The 13,560-nt window shown below is 53.3% G+C and carries 12 protein-coding genes; 4 read left to right on the top strand and 8 right to left on the bottom strand.

Annotated elements, in window-relative coordinates; translation table 11 throughout:
• Positions 1-47 precede the first annotated feature (47 nt).
• The 4 genes from M0P74_11020 (at position 48) to M0P74_11005 (ending at position 3,872) form a co-directional block, all read left to right on the top strand.
• Positions 48-935: an IS110 family transposase gene (locus tag M0P74_11020; GenBank protein MCK9364111.1), complete on the top strand. Its 888-nt coding sequence runs from the start codon at positions 48-50 to the stop codon at positions 933-935.
• A gap of 762 nt (positions 936-1,697) precedes the next feature.
• Entirely contained in the window at positions 1,698-2,084 is a 387-nt protein-coding gene (locus M0P74_11015; protein MCK9364110.1) for a DUF4398 domain-containing protein, read from the top strand.
• A 29-nt stretch (positions 2,085-2,113) separates the two neighbouring features.
• Positions 2,114-3,298 carry an OmpA family protein gene (locus M0P74_11010; protein ID MCK9364109.1) on the top strand — a complete coding sequence of 395 codons (1,185 nt, stop codon included), beginning with the start codon at positions 2,114-2,116 and terminating at the stop codon, positions 3,296-3,298.
• Positions 3,299-3,674: 376 nt separating this feature from the next.
• A complete protein-coding gene (locus tag M0P74_11005) occupies positions 3,675-3,872 on the top strand; it encodes a hypothetical protein (protein ID MCK9364108.1) in 198 nt (65 codons plus the stop codon).
• Here the strand turns inward: M0P74_11005 and msbA are convergent.
• The 8 genes from msbA to M0P74_10965 form a co-directional block, all read right to left on the bottom strand.
• Positions 3,845-5,566 (bottom strand): lipid A export permease/ATP-binding protein MsbA, encoded by a 1,722-nt coding sequence (msbA, locus tag M0P74_11000; GenBank protein ID MCK9364107.1) that lies wholly within the window; start codon positions 5,564-5,566, stop codon positions 3,845-3,847. The two genes, M0P74_11005 and msbA, sit on opposite strands and share 28 nt — an antisense overlap.
• A gap of 6 nt (positions 5,567-5,572) precedes the next feature.
• Positions 5,573-6,715 carry a lipid-A-disaccharide synthase gene (gene lpxB / locus M0P74_10995; GenBank protein ID MCK9364106.1) on the bottom strand — a complete coding sequence of 381 codons (1,143 nt, stop codon included), beginning with the start codon at positions 6,713-6,715 and terminating at the stop codon, positions 5,573-5,575.
• Positions 6,712-7,767, bottom strand: a complete 1,056-nt coding sequence (locus M0P74_10990; GenBank protein ID MCK9364105.1) for a Gfo/Idh/MocA family oxidoreductase — start codon at positions 7,765-7,767, stop codon at positions 6,712-6,714. Before M0P74_10990 ends, lpxB begins: the two co-directional genes overlap by 4 nt.
• Before the next feature lie 4 nt (positions 7,768-7,771).
• Positions 7,772-8,545, bottom strand: coding sequence for an acyl-ACP--UDP-N-acetylglucosamine O-acyltransferase (lpxA, locus tag M0P74_10985; protein MCK9364104.1), 774 nt, complete (start codon positions 8,543-8,545; stop codon positions 7,772-7,774).
• Entirely contained in the window at positions 8,545-9,585 is a 1,041-nt protein-coding gene (gene lpxD / locus M0P74_10980; protein MCK9364103.1) for a UDP-3-O-(3-hydroxymyristoyl)glucosamine N-acyltransferase, read from the bottom strand. The genes lpxA and lpxD overlap by 1 nt, the downstream gene beginning before the upstream one ends.
• A 12-nt stretch (positions 9,586-9,597) precedes the next feature.
• Positions 9,598-10,173, bottom strand: coding sequence for an OmpH family outer membrane protein (locus M0P74_10975; GenBank protein ID MCK9364102.1), 576 nt, complete (start codon positions 10,171-10,173; stop codon positions 9,598-9,600).
• Positions 10,174-10,248: 75 nt separating this feature from the next.
• Positions 10,249-12,891, bottom strand: coding sequence for an outer membrane protein assembly factor BamA (gene bamA, locus M0P74_10970; GenBank protein ID MCK9364101.1), 2,643 nt, complete (start codon positions 12,889-12,891; stop codon positions 10,249-10,251).
• A complete protein-coding gene (locus tag M0P74_10965; GenBank protein MCK9364100.1) occupies positions 12,884-13,555 on the bottom strand; it encodes an ABC transporter ATP-binding protein in 672 nt (223 codons plus the stop codon). Before M0P74_10965 ends, bamA begins: the two co-directional genes overlap by 8 nt.
• Between the last annotated feature and the right edge of the window lie 5 nt (positions 13,556-13,560).

Genomic DNA, 13,560 nt, shown 5'->3' with positions numbered 1-13,560 from the left:
GGAAGACAAAACATAAAACCTGCAAGAATTCGGCGGAAGGTTTTGAGATGTTGAGGCTCTGGCTTGAGAAACAGGGCGTTCAAGGGCTCCATGCCTGTATGGAAGCCACGGGCAACTATGGAGAGGATCTGGCGATCTATCTTCATGAAGCCGGCCACGTTGTCAGCGTTGTCAACCCCGCCAGGACCAAAGGATTTGCTCAGAGCGAACTGCTGCGCACCAAGACGGATAAACTTGATGCTGCCTTAATTGCCCGGTTCTGTTTGGCCATGAAACCAGGCCCTTGGAGCCCGCCTTCACCGGAGATCCGATCCCTGAGAGCTCTGGTCAGGCGGGTTGATAGCCTGATCGACATGCGAAGCCAGGAGAAAAATCGGATTGGCACGGCACATGAATCTGTCTCTCTTTTGATCAAAGAACATATCGCTTATTTGGATCAAGAGATTGAAAAGATCAGAAAGCAAATTGCCGATCTGATAGGACAAGATCCCAATCTTAAAAGGAAAAAGGAATTGCTGGATTCTATCCCCGCTATCGGCAAGGTAACCATTCCTCACATCCTGGCAGAATTAGATGATCTGGAAAAATTCAACCATGTTCGTGAGCTGGTGGCGTTCATCGGTCTCGCACCGAAGGAAACGCTCTCAGGATCATCTATTAAAGGCAAACCCAGATTATGCAAGATCGGACATACGCGGCTCAGGAAAGCCCTGTACATGCCGGCGTTGGTGTCGATTCAATGCAATCCAGTGATGATTGCCTTTTATAACCGACTAAAAGATAAAGGCAAAAATGGGAAAGTGATTGTCTGTGCGATTATGCGGAAACTGGTTCATGTTATCTTCGGAGTCCTGAAATCCGGGAAAAAGTATGATCCAAACTTTAAACCAATTAAGGTGGATCGAATTGTCAAGACAGTTTTGTCGATGAGTTAAGATACACTTCGGGGCGGATTTTTGTTTTTATTTTTGTGCCCATACCCCGAGAGCGAAGGGTTATCCATAGCCAAGTTCCGCCCGCCCGCGGCCCTTTCGCGGAGCATGGCGGGCGGGTGGGACTTGGCTGTGGGTAACCCGGTCGAAAGCTACAGCAGCAAGCAACACGCTCTTTGAAAATAGACTACCGTCGGTGTTTGATAAATTTTCCGCTTGACAAGAACGGTATCTACAAAGCGTGAGTCCAAGATTCAAGGTTAGAATAAAAATTTCTGTTTGAAAGAGAGCCGTTCCGCCAAAAAAATGAAAATTATATCCGAATAAATAGCTCTCTTACAACCTGAGCACCTGAAGAGCGAGGATGTATAAGCTCGGAATAGTCCGAATGGAGACAAAAGAACCAGATTAGACTGTCCGCCTCCCTTCAAAGTATCCCTCAATACATTGAGGTTCCACCGAATATTGAGGCCAAACGAATCATTTCATACTTTTCTGCTGTTCTCTTCTATTAATCTAATCACCTGTTACTAAAGGGTGAATCCGAATTTCTGATTTTCCTTCGGCTATTGGCAGACTATTTGCTTTACTATTTTCATGATCCTCGTAATCACACGAATGGAGGTTCTTTCTGAGAGGCACATGGAGTTTTCACAGGCGGTTGTTTCCGTGCTCGGATGTTGGGTAGCGTTTGGTGCAGAGGGATGTGAAGGAATTTGAATATCTGGTCACGGTTTGCAGTTCAAATGACAAGGAGGATTATGTATGAAGAGAAATATTGTTTCGCGATATGTCGCAACAGGACTGGCTGGCATAGGCGTGTTCATGGCAATCGGGTGCGCAACAACTGATACAGTCAGCTCACGTTTCCCCCAACTGCAAGAGAATATCAACGCCGCCAAAGCGGCTGATGCTGAAGTGTATGCACCAACTCCTCTCAAGTCGGCTGAGGCCAAGCTGGAGGCAGCCAAATCGGCTGTTGCGGCCAAGGATATGGTTTCCGCCAACAAGCTTGTCGATGAGGCCATGGTGGATGCTGATTATGCAAGGGCCATGGCCCCTACTGAAAAGGCTAAGAACGCCGCAATGAAACTGCGTGAGGCCATACAGGTCGTGCGCGACGAAATCAAGAAGATGCCGGCCGCTAAATAACCACCCATCCATTCAAAGGAGGAGTTGATATGAATTACAGTAGTATTACCAGTCAGTTGAAAGCTGCTGTCCTTGCAATTACCGTCGGAGCTGTTCTGGCCGGGTGCGCAGCGGTTGATCCCAGCGAGCAGATCGCCAAGGACCGCCTGGAACAGGCGCGTACTGCCTATGCACAGGCAAAGGCCAATCCGATTGTAGAATCTTACTCCCTGAAAACACTTCTTGAAGCAGAAAAAACATTACAGGCGGCTGAGCAGGTGAGACAGAAGGTCTATTTCTCCAATCCACCAAAGCCATATGATTCCTGGGAGAAAAAGTTCATGTTCGATGACATTGCCCGCCTTGCCTACATGGCGGAGCGCAAATCGCAGACCTCTGTCGCTCTTGCAGAGGGGGTCGTCACGCGCAGCGAGATCGTCAAACTGGGCAGGGAAAAGGCAGAGGTGCAGTTGCTGAAAAGCCAGATGCAGCAAAAACTACTGCAACAGGATTTGGATGAAAAGGCTTCGGCTCTGAATCTTGCAAAGCAGCAACTGGCTTCGGCGACCAGCGAGGCCGAACGGGCGATAATTCTTGCCGACATCCAGGCTAAAGAGGCAGCATTGGCAAATGCACAGGCTAATGCAAAAGACAGAGAGGCAGAAATGGCCAGGGTTGAAGCTGAGAGTCAGGCCAGAGAGGCTGAAATGGCGAGGGCTGAGGCTGCGGATCAGGCCAGAGCAGCTGAAATGGCAAGGGCTGAAGCTGAGAGTCAGGCCAGAGAGGCCGAAAAGGCAAGGGCTGAACTCGCCGGGCTAATGAAGGAGTTGTCGGAGCTGCAGGGACAATTGACTGACCGCGGGATCGTGCTGACGATCGGTGATGTACTGTTTGCCTTCGACAAGGCAGTTCTGAATGCCAGCGCTCAGAACAGTATGGACAAGATAGCCGCGTTTCTCCGGGAAAAACAGAACAGGAATCTGCTTGTTGAAGGGCATACCGACAGCGTCGGCAGCGAGGAGTACAATCAGGGGCTTTCCGAGCAGCGTGCCGCTTCCGTTAAGAACGCCCTGGTAAAACGCGGCGTTGCCGGTGAACGGATTGTCGCCATCGGATATAGTAAGAAGTACCCGCTGGCAAGCAATGATACCGCGGCCGGCAGACAGCAGAACAGAAGGGTTGAGGCGATCATTCTTAATGAAGGAGTCAACCCGGAGAGTCAGTTCAGGAAATAGGCTTTGAACAGGACTCAATAACTCTGCTATATGAGAGTTTAAGACGTAAAGAAGCACATATGCAGTTTAATTGCAGAAAGGCAGGGTCAGGTGGCTCTGCCTTTTTTATTGATTATCAAATCTAATCTTCTACTAACTCGTAAAATACTATTTTGTGGACTTCAGGAAGGAGCTCGTATCACCTCCTGCTTGAAAAATCACGCTTAAAAATATGCGCATTTCTACCCGTTATCATTGTCCCGCCACTCTCGTTTTGTTGTCTGGCAAAATCGCGGCAGGCGTTGTAAGCGACGAGAAATCTACTGCAAAGTATTGTCTCTGAGTTCAGGTGAGGGACAAAAGTTTTGCCCTCTGAAAAAGGAGAACAAAAACCGTTATGCCAGCGCAGAAATCGGAGAGAGAAAAATTAGGCTTCGATGAGCGTCTTCAGGGTAATTGTCCTCTTTCCCCGGCATTTGTCCCGGATCTCCGCGGGGAGCCTGTTCAGGGTGAGGGTGCCGCTTACGGTCTGGCGTGCCTTGCCAATGACGCCTGCGGGAGGCGCCGCTATTTTTCCCGGAACTGCATGTTGTAAAGGCGGCAGTATTCCCCCTCGCAGGCCAGAAGGTGCTCGTGGGTTCCCTCTTCCTTGATCATGCCATTGACAAGAACGAAGATCCGGTCGGCGTTTCTGATTGTGGAGAGGCGATGGGCGATGACGAGCGTCGTTCTACCCTGCATCAGGTTGTCGAGCGCTGACTGAACCTCGATCTCCGCTTCGGAGTCAAGGGAGGAGGTTGCTTCGTCCAGGATCAGGATCGGGGCGTCTTTCAGAAGGGCGCGGGCAATGGATATCCGCTGGCGTTCGCCGCCGGAGAGCTTGGTTCCCTGTTCGCCGATCAGCGTGTCGTATCCCTCTGGGAGACGCATGATGAAGTCGTGGGCATTGGCGGCCTGGGCTGCGGCAACGATCTGCTCTTCCGTTTTGACGATGTCCCCGTAGGCTATGTTGTTGCGCACGGTATCGTTAAAGAGGATAGTCTGCTGGGTAACAATGGCAATCTGGCCCCGGAGGGATTCGATCGTCGCATCGCGGATGTCAATGCCGTCGATGGCAATCTCCCCGGAGGCGACGTCGTAGAAGCGGGGGATAAGATTGACCAGCGTTGTTTTTCCCCCGCCGCTCATCCCGACAAAGGCGACTACCTCGCCAGCCTGGATCGTTATATTGATGTTTTTCAGAACATACGCATCCTCATAGCGAAAACTGACATCCCGAATCTCGATATTGCGGGAAATCCGGGGCAGGGGCTTGGCGGCAGGGCGATCCTTGATCTCCTCTTCGAGATCGATGAGCCCGAAGACCCGCTCGGCCCCGGCGATTCCCTGCTGGATCGTGTTGTTGACGCTGGTCAGATGTTTTACCGGTTCGTAGAGCATGATGAGCGCGGTCAGAAACGAAAAGAAGGTCCCCGGCGTCGAATTGCCGTGGATCACCTGGTAGCCGCCGTAAAAAACAATGGCCGCGATCCCGATGCCGCCGAGGAATTCCATGAAGGGGCTGGAGATGGCGTTCACCGAAACCGCCTTCAGGTTCATGCGGAAGAGGCGTTCATTTTCCACGGAAAAGCGTTTGTTTTCATATTCTTCCATGCCGAAGGCCTTGACGATCCGGGCGCCGGAGATGGCCTCCTGCAAAAGCGTGGTCAGGCTCCCGAGGGTGATCTGCATCTTCGTGGCGACCTGCCGCATCCTCTGTCCGAACTTGGCGATGGGATAGACGGCAAGCGGAAAGATGCACATCGCAATGAGGGCCAGTTGCCAGTCCCGATAGAAGATGACGAAAACAAGGCTGACGAGGGTGAAGGAATCCTTGAACAGCGAGGTGACCGCCTCCGAAACCGCCCCCTGGACGTACCCCACGTCGTTGGTGATCCGGGACATGAGGGTGCCTGTTGGGTTTCTGGTGAAAAAAGAAAGCGACTGGAGCTGAATCTTCCGGTAGAGGTCGGCCCGCAGGTCGGTGACAACCCGCTGGCCGATGAAATTCATGAGAATCGTCTGCAGGTAGCTGCAGCCCCCCTTGACGATGTATATCAGGATCACCCCCAGCGGTATCCATTTGAGCATCGTCGCGTTTTTCTTAAGAAATATCTCATCGAGCGCCGGTTTTACCAGAAAAGCGAGCGCGGATGTGGTCGCGCCGACGACAAGCATGCAGAGCATCGCGATGAAAAATTTGTAAAGATGCGGTTTGGCCAGCCTCAGAAGTCTTTTGAATATGTCCAATGCTTGCTATCCCTCTTTCAACATCGTGCAGGCAATCTGCGCCGTTCTTTGCGAGGCGCCGGGAGCGCCCAGCTTCCCGCGCAAGGTCGTGAAAGAATTCCTCATCGCCTGCCTCACTTCGTCATTGACGATTAATTCCTTCACCTCGGCGGCGATCCGGGCGGGATTGGCATCCTGCTGGATCAACTCCGGGACAACGGCCCGTCCGGCGATCAGGTTTACGAGGCTTATGTAAGCCACTTTTATAAATCTTTTTCCGATTTCATACGACAGCCCCGATATTTTGTAAATGACGACCATCGGCACTCCGAGGAGCGCCGTCTCGAGTGTGGCGGTCCCGGAGGCGACAATTGCCGCATCGGAGAGGGCAATCGCATCATAAATATCTTCCTCGACAACCTTGACCGGCACGGAAAAACGCCGAATAATATCCTGCACATAGGATAAAGGCAGCGTCGGGGCCAGCGGCAGGACAAACTGCACGGGGGAGATCATTTCGGTTATGATCCGGCAGGCCGCGAGCATCTCCGGCAGCAGCCGTTCGACCTCGCTCTTCCGGCTTCCGGGGAGAAGCGCGATTGTTACCGCCTCGTCTTTCAAGCCGATGCGTGTGAGCGTTTCTGCGCGCGGACGGCGTGTTTTTACCACGTCAAGCAGCGGGTGCCCGACAAAGGCTACATCCACCCCCGCCTCCCGGTAAAATTCCTCTTCAAAGGGCAGAATTACCACCATCTTGTCCACGGTGCGGCGAATGGCATTGATCCGGCTTTTACGCCAGGCCCAGACCTGGGGGCTGATATAGTAGAGCACCTTTATCCCCAGTTTGCGGGCAGTTTTTGCCAGCGGCAGATTGAAATCGGGATAGTCGATCAGGACAAGCAGGGCGGGCGGATCAAGCTTCAGCGCCGCCTTCAGTCCGCGCATCACTTTCAGGACGGCGCCGAGTTTCCCGATCACCTCGGTCAAGCCCACCACCGCCATCTCGGCGACGTCGGCGCTCAGTTTGACCCCTGCCGCCTCCATATTTTTTCCCCCCACGCCAAAGAAGGAAAGTTCTGGCAATAATGAGTGCATTTCCCGGACAAGGTTGCCGCCGTGCAGATCGCCGGACGCCTCGCCGGCGACTATCATCACCGTCTGCCCGCTCACGGCGTGGATTGCCCTTCCCCCGCCGATAGGCCCCCGGCAAAAGCGGGGACGAGTTTTGTAAACATTAAACTTCGCTTTCGGCTGCGGGCGATCGCGTCGTTGATGCGGAGCGCCAGCGCCAGCGCGTCGCGCCCCTCCTTGCCCGAGACAGGCGGGGTTGTCCGGTCCGCCACCGCCCGGACAAAAGCCTTGATTTCCTCTTCGAGAGGGTCAATAGCCTTGATTTCAACGTGATTTTCGATAATTTCTATTTTTCCTCCGGCATCTACCTTACGTCCCAGCGAGACGAGCGTCCGTTTGCTGAAATCAACCGCGTGGTATCCCTCAACCCCGAAAAAACGGGTTTTCTGAAGCAGTTTACCCGTTACCCGGCTCGCGGTTATGTTGGCGACACAACCCGAGGCAAAAGTAAGCCGGGCGTTGGCGATATCGACCTTGTCCGACAGTACCGAAACCCCGACCGCTTCCACGGAAGTAACCGGGGAATTTACAAAATGGATAATTATATCGAGATCATGCACCATCAGATCGAGAATAACGTCCACATCTGTACCCCGTTCGAAAAAGGGATGCAGCCGGTGCGATTCGATAAAGAGCGGCGCTCCGATTACCTCCCCCAGGGCGATTATCGCGGGATTAAAACGCTCGACAAAGCCCACCTGCAGGATCAGTCCCTTGGCATCGGCCAGGGCGAGGAGCTCGTCGGCTTCCTCAAGAGTGGTCGTAATGGGCTTTTCAAGCAGGACGTCCACCCCCGCCGCCAGAAAAACAGAGGCGACTTCATGATGGCAGGCGGTCGGGACGGCAATGCTGACCGCGTCAATCTTTCCGACAAGCTTCCGGTAATCGGTGAAAATCTCGCAATCGCAGCCCTCCGCGGCGCTGCGGGCGCTCTGCTCCAGCACATCGGCAACCCCGATGAGGCGGCATCCGGGAATTTGCCGGTACTTTTGGATATGGTAGCGGCCGAGATGTCCGGCCCCGACAACGCCGATTCTGATTTCTTTATGAACATTAAACTTCGTTTTGTGAACATTAAACTTCGTTTTCATAACTTCAGCGACAGATTCCCCTTTCCGATTTTCGGATAAAATCAACGAAGAGCCTTATCTCGGGAAGAGCGGGGAGTTCCTCTTCGACCCTTTTGAGGGCGACCGCAAGCAGCAGCGAGGAGCGAAAAACGATCTGGTATGCCTGCTTCAAGGCGGCAAGTGTCTCCTCGGAAAATCCCCGCCGCCGGAGGCCGATCTGGTTCAGGCCGTAGAGCTTAGTAAAATTGCCGGAGGCAGTCACATATGGGGGAATATCCTTGTTTACCGCAGAGGCGCCGCCGATGATACAGTGAGCGCCGATTCTGGTAAACTGGTGCACCCCGGTAAGACCGCCGATAATGGCGTAGTCGTCAACGTGAATGTGCCCGGCCAGATTTGCCGCATTGGCCATGACGATATTGTTGCCGAGCTTGCAGTTGTGGGCGATATGACAGTACGTCATAATCATGTTGCTGTCGCCGACGATCGTGACTCCGATGTCGTCGCTCGTGGCCCGGTTGATGGTTGCATACTCTCTGATAATGTTGTTGTTCCCGATCACTACCCTTGTTTTTTCTCCCTGGTATTTCAAGTCCTGCGGATCGCCGCCGATCGAGGCAAACTGGGATATCTGGTTATTTTCCCCGATATCGACCTGGCGTTCGATCACCACGTGGGAGGCGATGCGGGTATTCTTGCCGATATGGACATCGGGGCCGACGAGGCTGTAAGGGCCGATCTCGACGCCTTCGGCAAGGGTGGCATCGGGCGATATGATTGCGGTTGGGTGGATCTTCATCAATTCTCCTTAATCGTCTTTTCTTTTTCCAGGGTGGCGACCCTTTTTTGCAACTCGGCAAAGGCCGCCCGCAGCTCCGGCAGCTTCTGTAGGGAGGCCTCTTTTTTCAGCCATTCCCGGTAAGGCAAATGCGGCGCACCGCCCACAATCTGTCCCGGCGGAACGTCCTTGTGAATTCCGGTGCGGGCGGCGGCCATCACCCCGTCCCCAATCCGGATGTGACCAACTATTCCCGCCTGACCGCCGATGACGACGCCGTTTCCCAGTTGCGCGCTCCCGGATATGCCGACCTGGGCGACAATAACCGAATTTTCACCGATCACAACATTGTGGCCGACTTGCACCAAGTTGTCGATCTTGACCCCCCGCTGGATCCAGGTTCGCCCGAGGGTGCCGCGGTCAATCGTCGAATTAGCCCCTATCTCCACATCGTCGTCTATCTGGACGTATCCCACCTGGGGGATTTTTCGATTTTCCCCTCCGGGCAGGGCAAAGCCAAAGCCGTCAGCGCCGACGATGACGCCCGCATGCAGCACAACCCGGCGCCCGATCAGGCAGCGGCGATAGATGGTTACCCCCGGGTAAAGGATAGAGGCTTCTCCGACCGCAGCGTTTCGACCGACAAATACCCCTGGATAGAGCACGGCCCCGGCCGCAACTCGCGCTCCCCGTCCTATGTAAACGCCCGGGTAAAGAGCCGCTTCCGGCGAAACCTCAGCGCCGGCTTCCACGCAGGCGCCTTTGCTGATTCCGGCCGGTTCCTCTTCCTCGGGGTAGTACAACTCCAGCAGTTTTCCCAGAGAGCTGTAAGGGTCGTCGACAATCACGAGATTCTTCCCCGGGCCGAGGGTTCCGGGGGCGGCGATGATACCGTCCGCCTTCGTGGTTTCGAGCTTTTTACGGTATTTCGCGTTGGCGACAAACGTTATATCGCCTGGGCCAGCCTCGTCGATCCCGCGAATCTGCTCGATGCCGACGGAACCGTCTCCCTGCACGCTGCCGCCCAGAAACGCTGCTATTTCAGCCAGTGTCTTTTTCACAGCCTGACCACTCTATTTCTTCGGCTTATAGGTTTTGTCGAACTCGTCGATTACCTGTTTCGTCAGCAGATTCTCCTTGGAAAAGTAGGGCAGCGGGATCTGGCTGATATCGACGATCATCGTGAATTTCCCTTTTTCCCCGATGGAGCGAATTATTTTAAGTATTTCAGGAAGTATCTTCTTCTGAAGTTCCTGCTCCTTGCCCTGGAGCTCTTCGTTGGAATCCTTTACCAGCAACTGGTAGTCTCGAACCTTTTTATCATAGTTTTTTTCTTTTTCCAGCAGGACGTCCTGTTTGAGGAGCGATTTCTGCTTATCTAACTCTTCCTTCAGCTTTTTCAGTTCGTTTTCCCGCGCCTGAATGGTCTCCTTGCTCTTTTCAAACGTCTTTTTCAGCTCCTCCGAGGCCTTCTTGCCGGCGGAGGAGGAAACCATTACATCCCGTACATCCACAAAACCCGTCTTATCCGCCGCGGCTGCCGGAGCTGCCGAAAAGATCAGGGCCAGCAGCAAAGCCGCGATAATCACGTAACCGTATTTCTTGTGAACATTAAACTCCGTTTTATGAACATTAAACTCCGTTTTCATAACTTTTTCTCCCTTTCGTGAAAATATTTATTGGCAGCCGGCGCTCTGCTCAGACAACTGCCGATTGCTTCCTCATTACATAAACATGCCGATCGTAAACTCCCAACGGCCGGGGGATTCGTTCTCTTTTTTGTCGAGCACATATCCCCACTCTAAGCGGAGCGGCCCGATCGGCGAATACCAGCGGATTCCTAAACCAGCGGTTTTCCTCATATCATTGACATGATATCCGCTTTCCCAAGCATTGCCGGTGTCGAAGAAAACCACCCCCCGCATCCCGGCTTTCTTGATCAACGGAAAGGTATAATCCACGTTGAAGTTCAACATCGTCACGCCCCCGATGACTTCACCGGTAGTGGGATCCACCGGACCGACTTCCCTGAGACCGCGCAAGGAGTCGATCCCCCCGAGGTAGTATCGCTCGTAGATCGGGATTTCCTTGCCGGCGTTCCCCTTGATCGCCCCCAGCCGCCCGCGCAGGCCAAGCACTGTATCGAGCGGAAGAGGGAAAAACCAGGTGGAGGAAATCCCGGTGCGGGTGTAACTCACATCGCCCTGCAGCGGCCCCCCTGTGTACTCCACTGAGGCGCTGTTCTTCGAGCCGGTTGTGGGAAACATGACATCGTCTGTCGAGTCCCGGGTCAGCGTGAAGGTCAGGCCGCTGCTCTTTGTCTCGCCGGCCTGCTTTCTGGTGTAGATCGAAGCGGTCGGCAGGATGTCATTGACGTTGTCAATGGCAAAACGATACCCAATATAGCCGGATACATAAGGCCAGAGCGGGTATCCCAGGGTTGTGCTTAATCCCATCGTATCAAGATTGTAGGTGTCATATTCGCGGTAGAGATTCCAGAGATCGAACTTGCTCCAGATGGGCCTGTCAAAAAGCCAGGGTTCCGTGAACGAGATGTCATAAAGGGTCGAGGAGGAGCCGACATTGGCCTTCAGACTCAGGGTCTGCCCCCGGCCGAAGAGGTTCTGCTGGGTGACCTGGGCGGACACTACCGCTTTATCTACGGCGCTGTAGCCGGCGCCGAGGCTGAGCATGCCGGTCTGCTTCTCCTTGACGCGGATGTTGACGTTCGTCAGAGTCTCATCGCCGCCCTTTTCGCTTTCGAAATCGATTTCCTCAAAATAGCGCAGGTTGTTGAGGGCCATGTAACTGTTCTTCAACTTGGTGCGGCTGTAGAGATCCCCCTCCACGACCGACAACTGGCGCCGGATCACCTTGTCCCTGGTTTTGGTGTTGCCGGTGATGTTGATCAGGTTGAAATATACAAGTTTGCCCTTGCGTATCTCATAGCTTACATCGACAGTCCTGGTTTCTTCCCGGGGAGTTGTGCCCGGCAAGATATCGGCAGCGGCATATCCCTCGTCATTGGCCGCCTGCGTGAGGTAATCCATATCCCTTATCACCGCGTCGCGGTCATAGAAGTCTTTTTTCAGGATTTTCAGCTTGGCCAGCAGCTCTTTTCGCGGCACCGACAACTGATCCCCGATTATTTCCACCTTGCCGACGCGGTACTGCTGTCCTTCCGCTACGGAAATCCTGATGTAAATCCCCTTAGCATCGTGGGTTACTGCTGGATCGGCGATCTGGACGTTGATGAACCCGTTATTCAGATAGAAGGCCTTGAGTTTGTCAATGTCCTGCCGGAGCTGTTCTTTTTTCAGAAGCCCGGAATCGGTAAAAAAATGGAAAATTCCCCATTCTTTTGTAGTCATCATATTCCGGAGTTCCCGTGTGGTAAATGCCCGGTTGCCCTCAAACAGGATGTCCCGAACGAACAATTTCCCGTTTTCTGTGACACTGATGACGACCTGAACGTCGCGCTCCCCCGCTTTATCTATTTTAGAGGTGATTTCCGCATTATAGAAGCCTTTGGAGTCATAGAGGTCCTTGATTTTTTTAATGTCGGTCTTCAGTTTCTCCGGGTTGACCGTCTGCTTGGCCTGAACGCTCATAACGGCTTCGATGTCGCTTTTTTTCACATTTTTGTTTCCCTGAATGCGGATTTCCGAAATCATGGGTTTTTCGGTGACGACAAAGGTCACCACCCTGCCTTCAGGGGTGTCCGAAACATCGGCAGTTACTTCATCAAAGTATCCGAGTTTATAGATTGTTTTGATGTCAGCCGAGAGGTCTTCATCCGTCAGGAGGGTCCCCGGCGCGCTCTTGAGCCCCCGATTAATCGCGGCGGCTTCTATCTTGCGATTTCCCTTGAATTCGACGCGGCCTATCCGCTTTTCGGGGGCGATGCGGAGGATGATATCCGAGTTGAGCCTTTCCATGATCGCGTCGAGGTTCTTGCGACCGCGGCCCTGAACAAAAACGCCGGGGATCGCCTGTCCCTTTTTTATGTCGAAGATCTTCACATCGACGCTGATTCTGTCCCCAAATTCGGAGATGCTTCCGGATAACGCATAATCGGCATCGCTCTTTTTCCCGGCGGAGATGATCAGCTCATCGTTAAGGGGTTTCCCCGCTATCTCCCGGGCAAGCAATTCCCGCGGGATAACGGCGAACATTTTTGACTTCGCCAGTTCGCCGGTTATTCCCCGGTAGCTCAGCTCCCACAATTCAGCGCCCTGCGCGGCCGTTGCGCTGTGAGCCTCAAAAGGAAAGAGCGCTATTTTTTTTAAATCAGCCGCGTTTGCACTTTGAACGGCGAAAATAAGAATGATGGTCAGCAGGCTTGCCGAAAGCAGTTTTTTAACCACGGCTATGAATCCTCCCGTCGCTGAGGCCGATCTTCTCCGACATCCGATCGGCGAGTGATGTATTGTGCGTTACCACGATCAATGTGATCCCTTTACGCTTGTTTAATAAAATGAGCGAGTCTTCTATCCTTTTTCCGGTTTCCGTGTCAAGGTTTCCGGTCGGCTCATCCGCAAGGAGTATTTTGGGCTCGAGAATAAGCGCCCGGGCAAGGGCTACCCGCTGTTGCTCCCCTCCGGAGAGTTCCCCCGGCTTATGCCTGACGCGATTGCTGAGTCCCACCTCGGAAAGAATTGCCTCAGCTCTGTCTTTTGCCTCGCCTTTCGACATTCGCCGGATCAGGGCAGGCATCATGACGTTTTCGAGGGCGGTGAATTCGGGCAACAGATTATTGAACTGAAACACGAAACCTATTTGGCCGTTTCGGAAGTCGGAAAGCTGTTTCTCCGGCCAGGAAAATACATTAACGCCGTCAAAGAGAACCGCTCCGCCGGTCGGATGATCGAGCGTTCCCAAGATATGCAGAAAGGTGCTCTTGCCCGCGCCGGACACCCCCACAACTGCCAGCGACTGACCATCGGCAATCGTCAGGTCAATCCCCTTTAACACCTCAATTTTATTTCCGTTCAGCAGAAATGTTTTCTGCAGATTCTTGATTTCTATCATAAAAT

This window comes from Syntrophales bacterium, assembly GCA_023229765.1.
Classification (GTDB): domain Bacteria; phylum Desulfobacterota; class Syntrophia; order Syntrophales; family UBA5619; genus DYTH01.
This window is presented reverse-complemented; position numbering and strand designations above follow the sequence as displayed.

Coding starts and splice junctions, on each gene's coding strand:
- M0P74_11020 (MCK9364111.1), top strand. CDS start 48: ATGTTGAGGCTCTGGCTTGAGAAACAGGGCGTTCAAGGGCTCCATGCC.
- M0P74_11015 (MCK9364110.1), top strand. CDS start 1,698: ATGAAGAGAAATATTGTTTCGCGATATGTCGCAACAGGACTGGCTGGC.
- M0P74_11010 (MCK9364109.1), top strand. CDS start 2,114: ATGAATTACAGTAGTATTACCAGTCAGTTGAAAGCTGCTGTCCTTGCA.
- M0P74_11005 (MCK9364108.1), top strand. CDS start 3,675: ATGCCAGCGCAGAAATCGGAGAGAGAAAAATTAGGCTTCGATGAGCGT.
- M0P74_10990 (MCK9364105.1), bottom strand. CDS start 7,767: ATGAAAACGAAGTTTAATGTTCACAAAACGAAGTTTAATGTTCATAAA.
- lpxA (MCK9364104.1), bottom strand. CDS start 8,545: ATGAAGATCCACCCAACCGCAATCATATCGCCCGATGCCACCCTTGCC.
- M0P74_10975 (MCK9364102.1), bottom strand. CDS start 10,173: ATGAAAACGGAGTTTAATGTTCATAAAACGGAGTTTAATGTTCACAAG.
- M0P74_10965 (MCK9364100.1), bottom strand. CDS start 13,555: ATGATAGAAATCAAGAATCTGCAGAAAACATTTCTGCTGAACGGAAAT.